Origin of the sequence: Streptomyces sp. NPDC094032 (genome assembly GCF_040303965.1) — a bacterium.
Taxonomy (GTDB): Bacteria; Actinomycetota; Actinomycetes; order Streptomycetales; family Streptomycetaceae; genus Streptomyces.
Genome location: NZ_JBEOUE010000002.1, coordinates 551963 through 569247 on the forward strand (window position 1 = coordinate 551963; position 17285 = coordinate 569247).

The 17285-nt window shown below is 71.8% G+C and carries 17 protein-coding genes and 1 pseudogene; 10 read left to right on the plus strand and 8 right to left on the minus strand.

Features of this window, described 5'->3' with window-relative positions; translation table 11 throughout:
* Positions 1 to 43: 43 nt before the first annotated feature.
* The 3 genes from ABTZ54_RS05705 (at position 44) to ABTZ54_RS05715 (ending at position 2373) form a co-directional block, all read left to right on the plus strand.
* Positions 44 to 406 (plus strand): YciI family protein, encoded by a 363-nt coding sequence (locus ABTZ54_RS05705; RefSeq protein WP_351657543.1) that lies wholly within the window; start codon positions 44 to 46, stop codon positions 404 to 406.
* Between the two features lie 85 nt (positions 407 to 491).
* Positions 492 to 1688 (plus strand): RNA polymerase sigma factor, encoded by a 1197-nt coding sequence (locus ABTZ54_RS05710; RefSeq protein ID WP_502997190.1) that lies wholly within the window; start codon positions 492 to 494, stop codon positions 1686 to 1688.
* Positions 1689 to 1698: 10 nt separating this feature from the next.
* Entirely contained in the window at positions 1699 to 2373 is a 675-nt protein-coding gene (locus tag ABTZ54_RS05715; RefSeq protein WP_351657547.1) for a hypothetical protein, read from the plus strand.
* On the opposite strand, the gene ABTZ54_RS05720 is transcribed toward ABTZ54_RS05715, so the two are convergent.
* Complete coding sequence (locus ABTZ54_RS05720) at positions 2318 to 3502, minus strand: THUMP-like domain-containing protein (protein ID WP_351657548.1); 1185 nt, start codon at positions 3500 to 3502, stop codon at positions 2318 to 2320. The two genes, ABTZ54_RS05715 and ABTZ54_RS05720, sit on opposite strands and share 56 nt — an antisense overlap.
* Before the next feature lie 101 nt (positions 3503 to 3603).
* On the opposite strand from ABTZ54_RS05720, the gene ABTZ54_RS05725 reads away from it, so the two are divergent.
* The 4 genes from ABTZ54_RS05725 (at position 3604) to groL (ending at position 7011) form a co-directional block, all read left to right on the plus strand.
* A complete protein-coding gene (locus ABTZ54_RS05725) occupies positions 3604 to 4554 on the plus strand; it encodes a polysaccharide deacetylase family protein (RefSeq protein WP_351657550.1) in 951 nt (316 codons plus the stop codon).
* Positions 4551 to 4808 carry a hypothetical protein gene (locus ABTZ54_RS05730; protein WP_351657552.1) on the plus strand — a complete coding sequence of 86 codons (258 nt, stop codon included), beginning with the start codon at positions 4551 to 4553 and terminating at the stop codon, positions 4806 to 4808. Before ABTZ54_RS05725 ends, ABTZ54_RS05730 begins: the two co-directional genes overlap by 4 nt.
* 146 nt (positions 4809 to 4954) lie before the next feature.
* Positions 4955 to 5263: a co-chaperone GroES gene (gene groES, locus ABTZ54_RS05735; RefSeq protein WP_351657554.1), complete on the plus strand. Its 309-nt coding sequence runs from the start codon at positions 4955 to 4957 to the stop codon at positions 5261 to 5263.
* 116 nt (positions 5264 to 5379) lie between these two features.
* Entirely contained in the window at positions 5380 to 7011 is a 1632-nt protein-coding gene (groL, locus tag ABTZ54_RS05740; protein WP_351657556.1) for a chaperonin GroEL, read from the plus strand.
* Positions 7012 to 7098: 87 nt separating this feature from the next.
* On the opposite strand, the gene ABTZ54_RS05745 is transcribed toward groL, so the two are convergent.
* From ABTZ54_RS05745 to ABTZ54_RS05770, 6 genes are all read right to left on the minus strand, one after another.
* The gene (locus tag ABTZ54_RS05745; protein WP_351657558.1) at positions 7099 to 7797 is read right to left on the minus strand and encodes an ester cyclase; all 699 of its coding nucleotides are present in this window, start codon (positions 7795 to 7797) and stop codon (positions 7099 to 7101) included.
* Positions 7798 to 7881: 84 nt separating this feature from the next.
* Positions 7882 to 8901 (minus strand): hydroxyacid dehydrogenase, encoded by a 1020-nt coding sequence (locus ABTZ54_RS05750; protein WP_351657559.1) that lies wholly within the window; start codon positions 8899 to 8901, stop codon positions 7882 to 7884.
* Between the two features lie 17 nt (positions 8902 to 8918).
* Positions 8919 to 9803: a carbohydrate ABC transporter permease gene (locus ABTZ54_RS05755; RefSeq protein WP_351657561.1), complete on the minus strand. Its 885-nt coding sequence runs from the start codon at positions 9801 to 9803 to the stop codon at positions 8919 to 8921.
* A complete protein-coding gene (locus tag ABTZ54_RS05760) occupies positions 9800 to 10690 on the minus strand; it encodes a carbohydrate ABC transporter permease (protein WP_351657563.1) in 891 nt (296 codons plus the stop codon). Before ABTZ54_RS05760 ends, ABTZ54_RS05755 begins: the two co-directional genes overlap by 4 nt.
* Positions 10691 to 10694: 4 nt before the next feature.
* Positions 10695 to 12023, minus strand: coding sequence for an ABC transporter substrate-binding protein (locus ABTZ54_RS05765; RefSeq protein WP_351657565.1), 1329 nt, complete (start codon positions 12021 to 12023; stop codon positions 10695 to 10697).
* Positions 12024 to 12126: 103 nt separating this feature from the next.
* Positions 12127 to 13248: a substrate-binding domain-containing protein gene (locus ABTZ54_RS05770; RefSeq protein WP_351657567.1), complete on the minus strand. Its 1122-nt coding sequence runs from the start codon at positions 13246 to 13248 to the stop codon at positions 12127 to 12129.
* A gap of 226 nt (positions 13249 to 13474) precedes the next feature.
* Here ABTZ54_RS05770 and ABTZ54_RS05775 point away from each other — a divergent pair, with 226 nt between their 5' ends.
* A complete protein-coding gene (locus ABTZ54_RS05775) occupies positions 13475 to 15322 on the plus strand; it encodes a DUF2264 domain-containing protein (RefSeq protein ID WP_351657569.1) in 1848 nt (615 codons plus the stop codon).
* Positions 15319 to 15699, plus strand: coding sequence for a hypothetical protein (locus tag ABTZ54_RS05780; RefSeq protein WP_351657571.1), 381 nt, complete (start codon positions 15319 to 15321; stop codon positions 15697 to 15699). The genes ABTZ54_RS05775 and ABTZ54_RS05780 overlap by 4 nt, the downstream gene beginning before the upstream one ends.
* Before the next feature lie 94 nt (positions 15700 to 15793).
* On the opposite strand, the pseudogene ABTZ54_RS35685 reads toward ABTZ54_RS05780, so the two are convergent.
* Positions 15794 to 15865 (minus strand): annotated as a pseudogene (locus ABTZ54_RS35685) (IS200/IS605 family transposase); the annotation flags it as partial.
* Positions 15866 to 15927: 62 nt separating this feature from the next.
* Between ABTZ54_RS35685 and ABTZ54_RS05785 the strand changes: the two are divergent.
* Positions 15928 to 17208 carry an RNA-guided endonuclease InsQ/TnpB family protein gene (locus ABTZ54_RS05785; protein ID WP_351657573.1) on the plus strand — a complete coding sequence of 427 codons (1281 nt, stop codon included), beginning with the start codon at positions 15928 to 15930 and terminating at the stop codon, positions 17206 to 17208.
* The last annotated feature ends 77 nt before the right edge of the window (positions 17209 to 17285 follow it).

Below are 17285 nucleotides of genomic sequence, written 5' to 3' on the forward strand. Positions count from 1 at the left end.
GAAGGCGGGGAACGGCCCCGCCACCGCACCCCGAGGAGTCACCATGCCCCGCTACCTCTCCCTCGTCCGCATCGAGGAGAACAGCATCGACATGGCGTCCGCCGACCCCGGCTTCGAGGAGCGCATGGGCGCGCTGTTCGAGGAGATCACCAAGGCCGGCGTCATGCTGGACACGGCCGGCCTCAAGCCCACCAGCGGCAGCACCCGGATCTCCTGGCAGGACGGGAAGCTGTCGTACACCGACGGCCCCTTCACCGAGACCAAGGAGGTCGTCGGCGGCTACGCCATGATGCAGTGCAAGGACATGGCCGAGGCGATCGAGTGGGGGAAGCGCTTCCTGGAGGTGCACCCGGCGGAGTGGACCGTGGGCCTGGAGATCCGCGAGGTCGAGGAGATGGGCTCCTGATCCGAGGCGTCTGTCAGTGCCCTGTGCTGTCATGTGAGGCGTGACGGCACAGACGGTCGAGGAGACCCTGGACACGGTCTTCCGGATGGAATCCGCCCGGATCATCGCCACCGTGGCGCGGATCGTCCGGGACGTCGGGATCGCCGAGGAGATCGCCCAGGACGCGCTCGTCGCCGCCCTGGAGCAGTGGCCGCGGGCGGGCGTTCCGGACCGGCCGGGCGCCTGGCTGACGGCCACCGCCAAGCACCGCGCCGTCGACCTCGTACGGCGCCGCGAGACGTACGCCCGCAAGCTGGCGGAGGCCGGCCGGGAGCTGACCGAGTCGGCGTACGACCCGGAGCCCTCCGGCCCCGGGGACATCGACGACGACGTGCTGCGGCTGGTCTTCACCACCTGCCACCCGGTGCTCTCCGCCGAGGCCCGCACCGCGCTCACCCTCCGGCTGCTCGGCGGGCTGCGCACGGACGAGATCGCCCGCGCCTTCCTCGTACCGGAGCCGACGGTCGCCGCGCGGATCACCCGGGCCAAGCGGACCCTCGCGAAGTCGGGGGTGGAGTTCGAGGTCCCCTACGGGGAGGACCGGGCGGCGCGCCTCGGCTCGGTCCTCGAAGTCATCTACCTGATCTTCAACGAGGGGTACGCGGCGACCGCCGGCGACGACCTGCTGCGCCCGGCGCTGTGCGAGGACGCGCTGCGGCTCGCCCGGGTGCTGGCCGCGCTGATGCCCCGGGAGGGCGAGGTCCACGGGCTCGCCGCGCTCCTGGAGATCCAGGCCTCCCGGACGGCGGCCAGGACGGGACCGGACGGGCAGCCGGTGCTCCTCGCCGACCAGGACCGGCGGCGCTGGGACCGGCTGCTGATCCGGCGCGGCTACGCGGCCCTGGAGCGGGCCGTCGCGGCGGACGGCGCCACCGGCCCGTACGCCCTCCAGGCCGCCATCGCCGCCTGCCACGCGCGGGCCGCGCGGTACGAGGAGACGGACTGGGCGACGATCGCCGCGCTCTACCGGCGGCTCGCCGCCGTCGCGCCCTCCCCGGTCGTCGAGCTGAACCGGGCGGTCGCCGTGTCGATGGCCGAGGGCCCCGAGGCGGGCCTCGCGCTCGTCGACGCCCTCGCCGCCGAACCGGCCCTGGACCGCTACCACCTGCTGCCCAGCGTCCGGGGCGACCTGCTGGCCCGGCTCGGCCGGGAGGCGGAGGCGCGGGCCGAGTTCGCGCGGGCGGCGGAGCTCACCCGTAACGAGCGGGAGCGGGCGCTGCTGCTGCGCAGGGCCGCCGGATAGGCTCCCCGGCATGTCGCCCCGCACGCCGCTGCCGCCGCCCCCGCCGCCCGTCGAGGTCCAGGCCTGGCCCGACCGGCGGGCGCGCCTCGCCGACCGGGAGTTCGCGATGGACACCTTGGCGCGGTGGCTGCTCGGGCCCCGGCGGCTGACGCTGTTCCTGGCCTGCTGCGGGCTGCTCCAGCTCGGCTGGGCGCTGATCGGGGTGACGCTGGTGGGCGTCGCCGAGATCGCCATGACGGAACAGCCGGAATACCTGGGCCTGCTGGGCGCGGTCCTCGTCGGGATGCTGGGGATCGGCGTGTTCGTCCCCGCCGTCTGGCTGACCGTGCGCGGCCTGCGCCGCGACCGGGTGGTGCGCGAACGGCTGCTGGCCTGGGCCGCGCTCGACCGGGACGGGGCGTCCGACGCGCGGCTGCGGCTTCCGCTGCTGAGCGCGAGCTGGCTGCTGCTGTCCTTCGCGATGTGCGCCACAGGTCTCTGGACCTCCTTCGCCGTCCCGCTCACCACGGGCCCGGAGGACGGCGGTTACGGCGCCGTCGCGTACGGCATGGGCGCCGCCCTCATCCTGTGGGTGGCCGGTCTGACGGGCCTCGCGAAGGCCGCCGGGCACTACCGCATGGCGATCCGCCTCACCGGCCGGCCGGCCGCCCGATCAGCATCGTCGGAGCCCCCGCGACCCGAGTGAGCAGCACCGTCGCGGAGTTGGGGCCCTTGAGCTTCACCTTGCGGCGGATCTCCTCCGGTTCGACGGCCGAGCCGCGCTTCTTCACGGTCAGCACGCCGATCTCGCGCTCGCGCAGCAGGACCTTCAACTTCTTGAGGTTGAAGGGGAGTTCGTCGGTGATCTCGTAGGCGGTGGCGTACGGGGTGGGGACGAGCGCGTCGGCGGTGACGTACGCGATCGTCGGGTCGATCAGTCCGCCGTCCAGCTCCCGTGCCACCTCGGCGACCAGGTGCGCGCGGATGACGGCGCCGTCCGGCTCGTAGAGGTAGCGGCCGACGGGCCGCACCTCCGGGTCGGGCAGGGTGCCGCCGGTGAGGGTCGCGCCGCCGGGCAGCAGGGTGGCGCGCCGGGCGCCGGGCTCGGTGCCGAACCACAGCACGGCCTCCTTGACGTCCCCGCCGTCCGAGATCCACTCCGCCTCGGCCTCCTCGGGCACCGCCTCGTGCGGGATGCCCGGGGCGATCTTCAGGGCCGCGTGCGGGGCCTTGCGGGCCGCCTCGACCGCCCAGGACAGCGGCGGCGAGTACGCCTCGGGGTCGAAGATCCTGCCCCGGCCGCCGCGCCGGGCGGGGTCGACGAAGACGGCGTCGTACGGGGAGGTGTCGATCTCCGTCACGTCCGCGCAGCGCACCTCGATCAGGCCGTCGAGGCCGAGCGCCGCCGCGTTGGCGCGGGCCGCCTCGGCGGTCAGCGGGTCGCGGTCGACGGCCAGCACCGAGATCCCGGCGCGGGCCAGCGCGAGGGCGTCGCCGCCGATGCCGGAGCAGAGGTCCGCGACGCTGCGCACGCCGAGTTCCTTGAGGCGGGCCGCCCGGTAGGCGCCGACGGTGGCCCGGGTGGACTGCTCGACGCCGTTGGGCGTGAAGTACATGCGGTACGCGTCCTCGGCGCCGAACTTCGCCACCGCCCGCTGCCGCAGCCGGGCCTGGCCGAGCGCCGCCGAGACCAGCTCGGCGGGGTGCTCGCGGCGCAGCCGGGAGGCGACCGCCAGCTCCTGGGCGGGGTCGTAGTCGCGCAGGGCGGCGAGGAGGCTCTGCCCCTCGGGGGTGAGCAGGGAGGCGAAGGCGGCGAGGTCGGTCACCCGTCCCATTCTGAGGGGCGCGGGCGGTGTGGGCCGCCCGGGGGACCGTGCGGGCGGCGCCGGTGGTGTCGGGGCCCGGGAGGGGTCCGGCGCTGACAGGATGCGGCGCCATGCAGCTAGTACGACAAAAGGAACAGAAGCGGACGAATCGCTCCGTACGGGCGGTCGGCGCCGCCCTCCTCGTCGCCGCCCTCGGCTCCGCCTGCGCGGGACCCGGCGCCGACGGGGAGTCCGTACCGCCGAAGCCCGCGGCCGGCCAGCAGCACGCGCAGCATCCGCAGCACCCCCAGAACGCAGCCGGGGCGCTGAGCGCGTACGTCGACCGGGTCCGCGCGGCGCGCGCCGCGCGGGTGGCCGCCGCCAAGAAGTGGGGGCTCGCCCAGCCGCCGCTCGAAGCGCCCGCGCCGCCCGAGAAGAAGCCGGTGATCACCACCCGTAAGGGTTTCGAGACCGACGGGGAGGGGCTGCCGCCGGTCTTCACCACCGTGCCGACCAAGCAGAAGGTCGTCTTCCTGACGATCGACGACGGCGCGGAGAAGGACCCGGCGCTGCTGCGGATGATGAGCGAGCTGAAGCTCCCGTACAGCGCGTTCCTCAGCGACTACCTGGTCAAGGAGGACTACGGCTACTTCCGGAAGATGCAGAAGTCCCAGCCGGGCGGCATCTCCCTGCACAACCACACCCTCAACCACCGCTATCTGCCCGGGCTCGACTACGCGGACCAGAAGCGCGAGATCTGCGGGATGCAGGACGTCATCGAGAAGCAGTTCGGCAAGCGGCCCGTGCTCTTCCGGCCGCCGTACGGCAACTACAACGAGGACACCCTGCGCGCGGCGAAGAGCTGCGGGGTCAAGGCCGTCCCGCTGTGGGCCTCCGAGGCCTTCCCCGACCACATGGAGTGGCGCGAGTGGGACCGGGACCTGCACCCCGGCGACATCGTCCTCACGCACTTCCGCGGCAAGGAGGACTGGAAGGGCTCCATGCCGGACATGATCCGGCGGGTGATGAACACGATCACGGCGAAGGGGTACGCGGTGGCCAGGCTGGAGGACTACGTATGAGCCGGGCGCGTCGGCCGGCAGCCGCCCTGGTCCTGGCCGGCGCGCTGCTCACCCTGACCGCCTGCGCGTCCTCGCCCGATCCGATCGACCCGATCGAACGGCTGGGCCGCAAGGCGGCGGAGAAGGTCTCGCCCCATCCGCCCCGTACGGCACCCTCGTACGGAACCGCGGGCTCCGTCCGCGCGTTCTTCCAGGGGTGCCCCCGGCTCACGCCACGGGGTCGTGAATTGGCACTCCGCTTGACCGAGTGCTAATCGCGGTCATAGTCTCGGTTCTGGCACTCCCCACAGGAGAGTGCCAACACAGCGACAGGCAGGTCCGGCACCCGCGACGACGGATCCACCTGGTCGCCACACCAGACAGTTAACCCCGTGAGATCTCCGAAGGGGGAGGCCGGATCGTGACGACCGCCAGCTCCAAGGTTGCCATTCAGCCGCTCGAGGACCGCATTGTGGTCCAGCCGCTCGACGCCGAGCAGACCACGGCCTCCGGCCTGGTCATCCCGGACACCGCGAAGGAGAAGCCCCAGGAGGGCGCCGTCCTCGCCGTGGGCCCGGGCCGCTTCGAGAACGGCGAGCGTCTGCCGCTCGACGTCAAGGTCGGCGACGTCGTGCTCTACAGCAAGTACGGCGGCACCGAGGTCAAGTACAACGGTGACGAGTACCTCGTCCTCTCGGCTCGCGACGTGCTCGCGATCATCGAGAAGTAAGTCCACCGAAGCACCTGTCACCAGACGCTTCGAGCCGCGCCCCTGACCCCCTGGTTTCTCCGGGCGTTCAGGGGCGCGGTTTTTTCCACGATTTCCGAGAGGGCTGAACCGCTTCCATGGCGAAGATCCTGAAGTTCGACGAGGACGCCCGTCGCGCCCTTGAGCGCGGCGTCAACAAGCTGGCCGACACGGTGAAGGTGACGATCGGCCCCAAGGGCCGCAACGTCGTCATCGACAAGAAGTTCGGCGCCCCCACCATCACCAACGACGGTGTCACGATCGCCCGTGAGGTCGAGATCGAGGACCCGTACGAGAACCTGGGCGCCCAGCTCGTGAAGGAGGTGGCGACCAAGACCAACGACATCGCGGGTGACGGCACCACCACCGCCACCGTGCTCGCCCAGGCGCTGGTCCGCGAGGGCCTGCGCAACGTCGCCGCCGGCGCCTCCCCGGCCGCCCTGAAGAAGGGCATCGACGCCGCGGTCAAGGCCGTGTCCGAGGAGCTCCTCGCGACCGCCCGCCCGATCGACGACAAGTCCGACATCGCCGCCGTCGCCGCGCTCTCCGCGCAGGACCAGCAGGTCGGCGAGCTCATCGCCGAGGCGATGGACAAGGTCGGCAAGGACGGTGTCATCACCGTCGAGGAGTCCAACACCTTCGGCCTGGAGCTGGAGTTCACCGAGGGCATGGCCTTCGACAAGGGCTACCTCTCGCCGTACATGGTCTCCGACCAGGAGCGTATGGAGGCCGTCCTCGACGACCCGTACATCCTGATCAACCAGGGCAAGATCTCCTCCATCCAGGACCTCCTGCCGCTGCTTGAGAAGGTCATCCAGGCCGGTGGCTCCAAGCCGCTGCTGATCATCGCCGAGGACGTCGAGGGCGAGGCGCTCTCCACCCTCGTCGTCAACAAGATCCGTGGCACCTTCAACGCCGTCGCCGTCAAGGCGCCCGGCTTCGGTGACCGCCGCAAGGCGATGCTCCAGGACATGGCCACCCTCACCGGTGCCACCGTCATCTCCGAGGAGGTCGGCCTCAAGCTGGACCAGGCCGGTCTGGACGTGCTGGGCACCGCCCGCCGCGTGACCGTCTCCAAGGACGACACCACGATCGTGGACGGCGCCGGCTCCTCCGAGGACGTCCTCGGCCGCGTCAACCAGATCAAGGCCGAGATCGAGTCCACGGACTCCGACTGGGACCGCGAGAAGCTCCAGGAGCGCCTCGCGAAGCTGGCCGGCGGCGTGTGCGTGATCAAGGTCGGCGCCGCCACCGAGGTGGAGCTGAAGGAGAAGAAGCACCGTCTGGAGGACGCCATCTCCGCGACCCGCGCCGCGGTCGAGGAGGGCATCGTCTCCGGTGGTGGCTCCGCGCTCGTCCACGCCGTCAAGATCCTTGAGGGCAACCTCGACAAGACCGGCGACGAGGCCACCGGTGTCGCGGTCGTCCGCCGCGCCGCGGTCGAGCCGCTGCGCTGGATCGCCGAGAACGCGGGTCTTGAGGGCTACGTCATCACCTCGAAGGTGGCGGAGCTCGACAAGGGCCAGGGCTTCAACGCCGCGACCGGCGAGTACGGCGACCTGGTCAAGGCCGGCGTCATCGACCCGGTGAAGGTGACGCGCTCCGCCCTGGAGAACGCCGCCTCGATCGCCTCCCTGCTGCTCACGACCGAGACCCTGGTCGTCGAGAAGAAGGAAGAGGAGCCGGCGGACGCGGGCCACTCGCACGGCGGCCACGGCCACTCGCACTGACCCACTGAGGCGCTGAGGCGCTGACGTCACGAGGCCCGGTGCCCCCGTCGCGGGGGCACCGGGCCTCGGCGCGTCCTAGGGCACGCCCTACGCCTCGACCGCCCCGAGCTGCCCCATCAGCCCGAGCATGTCGTACTGCCACCACCCCGCGACGGCCTTGCCGTCCTCGCGGAACCGCTGGATCAGCGTGCCGGTCATCTCCACGGCGATCCCGCTGGGCTGGAGCCCCATGAAGTCACCCGTGTGCGTCGCGTTCCACGTCCACCGGGTGCACACCCGGTCACCCTCGGCGATCTGGTCCTCGACGGTGAACGCGAAGTCGAAGCCGCCCCGCCACATCTCCACCTCACGCCGCACCGCGTCCATCCCGATGGCGTCCGCCGGATTCGACGGATCATGATCGTGGTACCCCTCGGCGAGCACCCCGTCCAGCAGCGCCACGTCCTCCCCGCCGCCGAGCAGCGCGAGGAAGCGCCGCGAGTTCCCCTTGTACAGGGCCTCGTCGCGGACCACGTCCAGATCGGTGAAGGTCGGCATCTCGTCGCAGAGCGCGACCATCTCCCGGAAGATCCGGTCGGTCTCCGGCAGCTGCGAGTTGCGCATGGCCACGTCGTACGAGGGGAACTCGACGATCTCCACGACATGGGAGGCGTCGGACCGGTCCGTGCCGACGATGCTGTGGGTGGCGGTGCGCCTGCCCTTGGTCTGTTCGACCCACTCGTCCATGAGCCGGTTCAGGTCCTCGATCCGGCTGGTCCTACAGTCGATTATCTGTACGAAACTCATGACGCCTCCCGGGCCGGGACGGACCCTTCCAGTCTAGGTCCGCGGGGGCGGGGTGCCCTGGCAGCGTGGGGCCCCGGTGCCGCGCTAGGCCGACCGCCCCAGCTCCTCAGCCGTCACCTCCTCCGCGAACGGCTCCCCCCGTCCGTACCGCGCCACCTCCTCGATCGCCCCCTCCGCCATCCGGTGCAGCTCGTTGCCGAGGGAGCCGGCGACGTGGGGGGTGAGGAGGACGTTGGGGAGGGTCCACAGGGGGGAGTCGGGGGTGGGGAGTTCGGGGGCGGTGACGTCGAGGACGGCGTGGAGGCGGCCTGAGGTGAGGTGGGGGAGGAGGGCGGTCTCGTCGATCAGGGAGCCGCGGGCGGTGTTGATCAGGGTCGCGCCGTCGGGCATCGCGGCGAGCTGGGCGGGGCCGAGCATGTGGTGGGTGGCGGGGAGTTGGGGGGCGTGGACGGAGACGACAGTGGAGCGGGCGCAGAGGGTGTCGAGGTCCGCGAGCGCGACGCCGGGCGGCGGGGTCGTCACGTACGGGTCGTAGAGCAGGATCTCGAAGTCGAAGGGGCGCAGGAGCTCGATCACCCGGCGGCCGATGCGGGAGGCGCCGATGATGCCGACAGTGCGGCGGTAGTTGCCCCAGGCGGCGGACTCGTCGAGCCAGGGCTGGTCGGTGCGCAGCCGCGCGTACTGCTGGGCGGAGCGCAGGACGCGCTTCCCGGCGAAGAGGATCGCGGCGAGCGTGTACTCGGCGACGGGCAGGGCGTTGGCGGCGGCGGCCGAGGTGACCCGGATGCCACGGGTCCAGCAGGCGTCGGTGATGTGGTGCTTGACCGAACCGGCCGCGTGGACGACGGCCTTGAGGCGCGGGGCGCGGGCCAGGACGTCGGTGGTGAGCGGGGTGGTGCCCCAGCAGGTGAGGAGGAGTTCGGCCTCGGCGAGGGCGGCGGCGACCCTCTCGTCCGGCGCCGTCAGGTCGTGGGCGACGAGCCGCGGGTCGGTGCGGGTGAGCGCGGCGAGGCGGTCGCGGTGGGCGTCGGTGAGGAGGCGTTCGGCGATGCCGGGGCCCATCGCGAGGAGGAGGGCGGGGCGATTGTCAGTGGCGGGGTGCATCGTGGGATCTGTGCTCCTCACTTGACGCTGCCGGCGGTCAGGCCCGCTTTCCAGTGGCGCTGGAGGGAGACGAAGGCGACGACGAGGGGGACGACGGCGAGCAGGGATCCGGTGACGACGAGGGGGTAGAAGCCGGGCTCGGCGTGGGCGTTGCTGTTCCACGAGTAGAGGCCGAGGCTCAGCGGATAGAGCTTCTGGTCCGAGAGCATCACGAGGGGGAGGAAGAAGTTGTTCCAGATCGCGGTGAACTGGAAGAGGAAGACGGTCACGAAGCCCGGCATGACCATGCGCAGACCGATCGACCAGAAGGTGCGCAGCTCGCCCGCGCCGTCGATACGGGCGGCCTCCAGGGCCTCGTCGGGGATGTAGCCGGCGCTGAAGACCCGGGCGAGGTAGACGCCGAAGGGGTTGACGAGCACGGGCAGGATCACCGCCCAGTAGGTGTTGACGACGCCCACCTCGCTGGCGAGCAGGTACATGGGCAGCGCGAGCGCGGTGGTGGGGACGAGCACGCCGAGCAGGACGACGCCGAAGAGCTTCTCCTTGCCCGGGAAGTCGTACTTGTCGAAGGCGTAGCCCGCGGCGACGCTGACCAGCGAGCAGGCGAGCGCGCCGACGCCCGCGTACAGCAGGCTGTTCAGGTACCAGTGGAAGTAGATGCCGTCGTCGTAGGCGGCGAGGCGGGAGAGGTTGCCGCCGAGGTCGAAGCCCTCGAAGGAGAAGGCGTTCCCGGCGAGCAGCCCGCCGGCGTCCTTGGTGGCGGCGGTGAGCAGCCAGGCGAGGGGGAAGAGCATGTAGACGACGGCGAGGACGAGGGCGCCGTTGACGGCGGCCTTCGACAGCCAGACGGAGGGGGTACGGGGACGAGGACGGGCACGGGTACGGGTACGGGGCTCGCTCATGCGGTCTTCTCCTTCCGGCGGCCGGTCAGGCGGGTGACGGCGAAGGAGAGCAGGGCGGCCGTCAGGGCGAGCAGGACGGAGGCGGCCGCGGCGAGCCCGTAGTCGTTGCGGTCGAAGGCGGCGGTGTACGCGTACATGTTGGGCGTCCAGGTGGAGGTGACGGCGGATCCGGTGCCCTTGTTGAGGATCAGCGGTTCGGTGAAGAGCTGGAGCGAGCCGATCACGGTGAAGAGGGCGACCATCGCCAGGGAGGCCCTGATCAGCGGGAGTTTGATGGAGAAGGCGACCCGCCAGGAGCCCGCGCCGTCGACGGTGGCGGCCTCCAGGACGGAGCGGTCGATGGCCTGGAGGGCGGCGTAGAAGATCACCAGGTTGTAGCCGAGCCACTCCCACAGGGCGATGTTGACGACGGAGGGGAGGGCGCCTTCGGGGGAGAAGAAGTCGAAGCCGACGCCGCCGGCCTCCATGGCCTGGACGACCGGGCTGAGCTGGGGCGTGTAGAGGTAGACCCAGATCAGCGCGGCGATGATGCCGGGGACGGCGTGCGGCAGGAAGAGCGCGAGCTGGAAGAAGCGGCGGGCGCGGGCGAGTGCCGAGTCGAGCAGCAGGGCGAGGCCGAGGGCCCCGGCGAGCAGCAGCGGGATGTAGAGCAGGCAGTAGCCGAGCAGCACGCCGAAGCCTTCGAGGAAGGCCCGGTCACCCAGCGCCGCGGTGTAGTTGTCGAGTCCGCCGAAGACGGTCTCGGTGCCGCCGAAGCCGAGTCCCGACTGCTTCCTGGTGAAGAGGCTGAGCCAGACCGCGTAGCCGATCGGCACCACCATCACCACGGTGAACAGCAGGAAGAACGGGGTCAGCAGGGTCGCGGCGGCGCGGGTGCGGGCCTTCACCGGATCAGCCCTCGACCTTCAGGCCGCGCTTGGTGAGTTCGGCGACGGTGGCGTCGTGGCCGGCCTTGATCGCGTCGGTGATGCCGGGGCCGCCCGCGGTCATCGTGCCGAAGCGGTCCTTGATGGCGGTGTTGGTGGTGCCGGTGGTCGGCCCCCAGGCCCAGCCGGGGGCGATGGAGGCGCCGGATGCCTCGAAGAGGGCGTAGATGTCCTGGCCGCCGTAGTAGCTCGCGTCGAAGACCTGCTTGGCGACGGGGCGCAGCGCGGTGGCGGCGGGGAAGGCGCTGGAGGTGCCGGAGGCGATCCGGGCCTTCACCCCGGCCTCGGTGGTGGACATCCACTCGGCGAACTCGACGGCGGCGGCCTTCTTCGCGCTGCCCTTGGTGACGGCGAAGGAGGTGCCGCCGAGCATGCCGCTGGCGGGGGTGCCGTTCCAGTTCGGCATGGGGGCGACGGCCCACTTGCCGCTCTGCTCGGGCAGGGTGCCCTTGAGGACGCCCGCGCCCCAGGAGGCGCCGAGGTAGCCGATGGTGGTGCCGTTCTTCAGGGAGCCGGTCCACTCGGGGCTGAAGGAGGCGTTCTTGTGGACGAGGTCGGCGTCGAGCAGGCCCTGCCAGTAGGCGGCGACCTTGGTGGTGGCGGGGTCGGTGGTGTCGATCTTCCAGGTGTCGTTCTCGGCCTTGAACCACTGGGCGTCGGCCTGCCAGGCCATGGCCTCGAAGGTGGTCGGGTCGTCGGGGAAGAAGGTGGCGATCCGGGCCTTGGCGTCGGCCTTCTTCACCTTCTCGGCGGCGGACTTGAATTCGTCCCAGGTCGTGGGGACGGCGACCTGGTACTTGGTGAACAGGTCCTTGCGGTAGTAGAAGGCCTGCGGCGCGGCGTCGAAGGGCACCGCCCAGCTCTTGCCGCCGAGGGTGGTGAGCTGCACGGCCTGCGGAAGCAGTTTGGCGCGGTCCTGTTCGGTGAACTCGCCGCCGATGTCCTGGAGGGCTCCGGAGGAGACGAACTCGGGGAGCGAGGAGTACTCGATGGAGACCAGGTCGGGCGCGTTGCCCGCCTTCACGGCGTTGGAGATCTTGGCGTAGCCGCCCGCGGTGCCGGAGGGGATCTCCTCGAACTTCACCTGGATGTTCTTGTGGGAGGCGTTGAACGCCTCGACCACGTCCTTGGAGCCCTTGGCCCAGCCCCAGAAGGTGATCGTCACGGGACCGGAGGGCTTGCCCGCCGAGTCGCCACCGCCACCGCCACCGCCGCCGCCGCAGGCCGTGAGGACGGACAGGGCGGTGGCGGTGACGGCTATGGCGCGGGTGGTTCTGCTCCAACTGAGGCTCACGGCGCGGCTCCTGATGCGAAGCGGGAGGGATTGGCCGTGATCCTGTGACCGTTCCTGACCGAAGTCAAGAGCGAAAGATTGAATGATCGAAAAAAGATCAGAATCAGGAGGGGATGGGAGCCCGGGTCCCGGAGGGGCCGGACGCCCCGCAGGAGGAGCGCACCCGCAGGCTCGGCAGCAGGCTCAGATGCCGCCGCGCCGCCTCCTCCGCCCCGGGCCCGCCGGCCTGGCCGACCCGCTCCACCAGCAGCTCCGTGGCGTGCCGGCCCACCTGGCGCTTGGGCGGGGCGACCGCCGTCAGCGGGGTGTCGGCGAGCGCGGCGACCTCGTCGTCGTACGCGATCAGGGCCAGGTCCTCCGGCACCCGTACGCCCAGCTCGGCCAGGCGCTGCACGATCTGGATCGCGTCCACGTCGTTGTGCACCAGGGCCGCGCTCGCCCGCCCCGACTCCACCGCCTCGCGCAGCGCCCGCACCGCCCGCTCGAAGCCCTCGGGATCCCGCTCGGCCGGTACGGAGTCGATGACGGCCCGCGGCGCCTCCAGGCCCAGCGTGCGCAGCGCCTCGGCGTACCCGGCGCGCACCGCGAGCGCCGTCGGGCTGTCCCCGCGCGCCACCAGCAGCGGCGTCGCGTGACCGAGCCCGAGCAGGTGGCGCAGGGCCAGCAGCACCCCGTGGGCGTGGTCCGACGACACCCGGTCCAGGCCGTCGAGCGGGGTGCCCGGATCGGCCCGGCGCTCCAGGAGCACGGCGGGCACCGGCAGTTCGGCCAGCCAGTCGCCGTACGCGAGCCGGTCCTCGGGACCCCGCCAGCCCGGCGCGACCAGCACGCCCTCGGCGCCCGCCGCGAGCAGGCCCTCGGTGCGCGCCCGGTCCTCCTCCGGCCGGTAGTCCGAGATCCGCAGGATGAGCCGGGCGCCGGCGCGCGCCGCCGCCTCGTGCGCGCCCCGGATGACCTCGGCGAAGTAGTACGTGGCGGAGGGCGCGAGCAGCCCGAGCACCAGGCCCCCGGCGCCCTGCGGGCCCGCCGGGCCCTGGCCGCGGGGCCAGGAGACCTGGCCGTGCACCCGGTCCAGCAGGCCCCGGGCGGCCAGCGCCTCGACGTCCCGGCGGGCGGTGACGGGGGAGACCCCGAGCAGTCCGGCCAGGTCGGAGACGCGGGCCGTGCCGCGCTCGCGCACCAGGGCCAGCAGTCGGTCGTGTCGTTCGGCAGCACTCTCGCGCACGGTGCGGTTCCCCTCGGTTCCCCTGGTGGTGGTGGTCGGCGGCGGTGGTGTCCGGCGGTGGCCGGCGTGGTCGTTCCCCGACCTTAGAGCAGCACGGCCCCGAATGATCGAACGGAAGGAGTTTCGATCATTCGCTCCGTATCCCCTTGACGTTCGATCGAAGCCTCTTCAGGATTCCGGGCGACGCCGCCGTCACCCTCCGCAGCACGGAATCCCAGGGAGCATCATGCCCACGCCGCCCGAGAACCGTGAGCTCAGCCCGTACACCGGCTGGACCCGTGACCACTGGGAGACCACGGCCGACCGCCTGCTGCTCGCCGTGCGCCCCCACGCCTCGCCCGGCGGCGGTCTCGTCGACCTGCCGGGCCCCCGGCCCAGCCGGTCGGGACCCCGCTCCGACGGCCTGGAGGGCTACGCCCGCACCTTCCTCCTCGCCGCCCTGCGCACCGCCCTCGGGGACGACCCCTACGGGCACCGCGACCGCTATGCCGAAGGCCTCGCCGCCGGCACGGCACACCCCGGCACCGAGGGACCCGACTCCTGGCCCCTCATGGCCGACACCCCGCAGGCCGTCGTCGAATCCGCCTCCGTCGCCCTCGCCCTGCGCCTGACCCGCCACCGGCTCTGGGACCACCTCGACGACCGGGTCCGCCAACGGGCCGTCGACTGGCTGCTCCCCGCCCTCGGCCCCTCGCCCGTCGACAACAACTGGTGGCTCTTCGGGCTCACCGTCGCGGGCTTCCTCCAGGACGCGGGCATCGAGACCGACCGGGCCGCCGCCACCGTCGACCGGGCCCTGGAGCGGATCGAGGACTGGTACCTCGGCGACGGCTGGTACAGCGACGGCGACAACCGCGCCTTCGACCACTACAACGCCTGGGCCCTGCACCTCTACCCCGTCCTGCACGCCCACCTCTCCGGCGACCGCGCCCTGCTCGACCGCTACGGCCCCCGGCTGCGCGCCCAGCTCGACGCCCACGTCCACCTCTTCGACACGAACGGCGCCCCCCTCCCGTACGGGAGGTCCCTGACCTATCGCTTCGCCGCGGCCGCCGCCCCCTGGCTGGGCGCCCTCACCGGCCACACCCCGCTCACCCCCGGCGCCACCCGCCGCCTCGCCTCCGGCAGCCTGCGCTACTTCCTCGACCGGGGCGCCACCGACGCCCGAGGACGGCTCACCCTCGGCTGGCACGGCCCCTACGAGCCCGTCCTCCAGAGCTACTCGGGCCCCGGCTCCCCCTACTGGGCCGCCAAGGGCTTCCTCGGCCTGCTGCTCCCTGCCGACCACCCCGCCTGGACCGACCCCGAGGAACCCCTGCCCGCCGAACGCGCCGACACCGTACGGGCCTTCGGGCCGACCGGACTGCTCGTCCAGACCACCGCCGCCGACGGACTCGTCCGCCTCCACAACCACGGCAGCAACCACGTCGGAGACCCCGCCGCCGACGACCCCGGCTACAGCCGCCACGCCTACTCCACCCGGACCGGCCCCACGACCGCCCCCGACCCCGCCGACAACCACTTCGCCCTGCTGGCACCGGACGGCACGGCGACCGCGCGCGGACCGGTGACCCCCCTCGGCACCGGCCCCGACCGGGCGGTCTCCCGCCACACCCCGCTCCCCGGCGTCCACGTCATCTCCGCCGTCCTCGTCCACGGCCGCGCCGAGGTCCGCGCCCACCTCGTCCTGGGCGCCCCGGAAGGGACCCCCGTACGGCAGACGGGCTGGACGGCCCACCCCGAAGGCCCCGTCTCCCAGCTCCACCCCGTCCACGGTTACGCCCCCGAGCTCGCCGAACTCCCCACCGGAGCCACCCTCCAGGGCCCGGGCCCCACCTGTACCCCCGCCCTGCACGGCACCACCACCGGCCCCGCCGCCCTCTTCGTGGCCCTCGCCTCCCTCACCGCGGAACCCGCCCCCGGAGACGGCCCAGGCACCGCCCCCGCCCCCGTCTCCGACCTCGCGAACGTCCAGGTCAGCGGCGCCCGCACGGTGCAGGTGACCTGGCAGAACGGCACCACCTCCCGCATCACACTCGCCGCCCCCGACGCTTCCGACCCGGAGGACCAGTGACCCAGCGCCGTACGTACGCGGCCCTCACCGCCGCCGCCCTGGCACTACCGCTCCTGACCACCGCCCCCGCCGACGCCGCCCCCCGCACCGGCGACCGCCACTACGTCGACTGCTCGGCCACCGCCCCCGGCGACGGCAGCGTCCAGCGCCCCTGGACCACCCTGACCGAGGCCAACGCCCACCCCTACGGGCCCGGCGACAGCCTCCTGTTCAAGCGCGGCACCACCTGCACCGGCACCCTCGCTCCCCAGGGCGCGGGCGCCCCCGGCACCGAACGCAACGGCGTCCGGCTGCGCCTGGCGGACTACGGCGCCGCGCGGGACATCACCCTCGACCACCTCGCCATCCACGACGCCGTTGAGGGCGTCTACCTCTGATCTTGGCCAGTGTTCCGCCCTTCAGGGCGGGGGTGAAGCCATCCTTGGCCCGAGGCGCGGAGCGCCGGAGCGCTCTGCGTCTCCGGGGTGACGGTCAGACCGGACGCTGCTGGTTCTCGATGTACTGCTTGACGACGGTCAGGGGGGGGGCGCCGCCGCATGAGCCGGTTCTGACATCGGGATGAGGGTTCCAGCGTGGTGAAATAAACCAATGCTAGGTTCTCGATTGTGAGTCAAGACCTCCTGGTCAAGCGGCAGTTCGGGCATCGTGCTCGTCTTTCGCTATCGCGCGCCGAGGTGTTGAAGACTGATGGTCAGGCGCACGCGGCCCGCACCATGTGGAACCTGCTGCACGCCTGGTGGCGGATGATGCCGAAGGAAGAACGAACTCCTGCGAACGCGGATGCCGCCATACGCCAGGCCCGGAAGGACATCGACTTTCTTTCCGTTCTTCCCGCGCAGGCTGCGCAAGCGGTGTTGAAGGCGTACTTCCAGGCGTGGAAGAACTGCTGGGACGGCCGCGCCGACGCTCCGAACTTCAAGGGCCGCCTGCGCACCGGGATGTCCGTGGACATCCCGCAGGGCCGCGACCTGAACATCCTCCGCGTGCACCGCCGCTGGGGCATGGCCAGTATTCCCAAGGTGGGCCGGGTCCGGTTCCGGTGGACCAAGGACCTGCCGGTGGGCAAGCATGCCGACTCGGAGAACCGGATCACCGGGGCGCGACTGATCAAGGACGCGCTCGGCTGGCACATCGCCTTCCGCGTTCAGGCCCTGGAGGTCAAGCCCGACCCGCACCAAGGGCCGGAGGTCGGCATCGACGTGGGCGTCACCGTACCCCTCGCTCTCTCGGACGGTGAGAGGTGCGAGCACGGCGAATGGCTGACCGTCAAAGAGAAGGCCAAGCTCCTGCACCTGGAGCAGCGCGCCGCGCAGCGCAAGCGGCACCGCAAGCCCGGCGAGCACACCAGCCGTCGACTGCGCCGCACCTACGACCAGATCGCAGGACTCCGCGCGAAAGCCAAGCGCAGGGCCCTGGACTGGCAGCACCAGACGACCACCGCCATCGCCCGCACCTACGGCACAGTCGTGGTCGAAGCACTCACCATCACGAACATGGTCAAGTCCGCCAGGGGAACCATCGAGGAGCCGGGGAAGAACGTCGCCCAGAAGTCCGGGCTGAACCGCTCCATCAGCGGGGAGGCGTGGGGCCGGACGGTCACCATGCTGACGTACAAGACTTCCCGGCTCGGTGGCACTCTGCACAAGGTCCCGGCCCCCAATACTTCCCGGAGATGCTCCGCGTGCGGCTTCATCACGCCCGGGAGCCGGGAGTCCCAGGCCGTGTTCGTGTGCAAGAACCCGGCCTGCGGCTGGTCAGGCAACGCCGACTGGAACGCAGCCCGGAACGTCTTGCATCTGTACCGGATGGGCCACGCGCTCATCCCGGCTGCCGGGAGGGCAGTCGTCAGGCGCGCCAAGCGCGTCAAGCCCGCTGCCGCAAGGTAAGCAGGAATCTCCCGGCTTCAGCCGGGAGAGCACATCAAAACAACACCTTCGTCAACCGAACGACCGTCCCCTCCTAC

Bases quoted from the DNA above. Each gene is read 5' to 3' on its own strand.
- ABTZ54_RS05775 (WP_351657569.1), top strand. From the start codon at position 13,475: ATGCCCACGCCGCCCGAGAACCGTGAGCTCAGCCCGTACACCGGCTGG.
- ABTZ54_RS05725 (WP_351657550.1), top strand. From the start codon at position 3,604: ATGCAGCTAGTACGACAAAAGGAACAGAAGCGGACGAATCGCTCCGTA.
- ABTZ54_RS05755 (WP_351657561.1), bottom strand. From the start codon at position 9,803: ATGAGCGAGCCCCGTACCCGTACCCGTGCCCGTCCTCGTCCCCGTACC.
- ABTZ54_RS05730 (WP_351657552.1), top strand. From the start codon at position 4,551: ATGAGCCGGGCGCGTCGGCCGGCAGCCGCCCTGGTCCTGGCCGGCGCG.
- ABTZ54_RS05705 (WP_351657543.1), top strand. From the start codon at position 44: ATGCCCCGCTACCTCTCCCTCGTCCGCATCGAGGAGAACAGCATCGAC.
- ABTZ54_RS05715 (WP_351657547.1), top strand. From the start codon at position 1,699: ATGTCGCCCCGCACGCCGCTGCCGCCGCCCCCGCCGCCCGTCGAGGTC.
- groL (WP_351657556.1), top strand. From the start codon at position 5,380: ATGGCGAAGATCCTGAAGTTCGACGAGGACGCCCGTCGCGCCCTTGAG.
- ABTZ54_RS05745 (WP_351657558.1), bottom strand. From the start codon at position 7,797: ATGAGTTTCGTACAGATAATCGACTGTAGGACCAGCCGGATCGAGGAC.
- ABTZ54_RS05720 (WP_351657548.1), bottom strand. From the start codon at position 3,502: ATGGGACGGGTGACCGACCTCGCCGCCTTCGCCTCCCTGCTCACCCCC.
- ABTZ54_RS05750 (WP_351657559.1), bottom strand. From the start codon at position 8,901: ATGCACCCCGCCACTGACAATCGCCCCGCCCTCCTCCTCGCGATGGGC.
- ABTZ54_RS05710 (WP_502997190.1), top strand. From the start codon at position 492: ATGGAATCCGCCCGGATCATCGCCACCGTGGCGCGGATCGTCCGGGAC.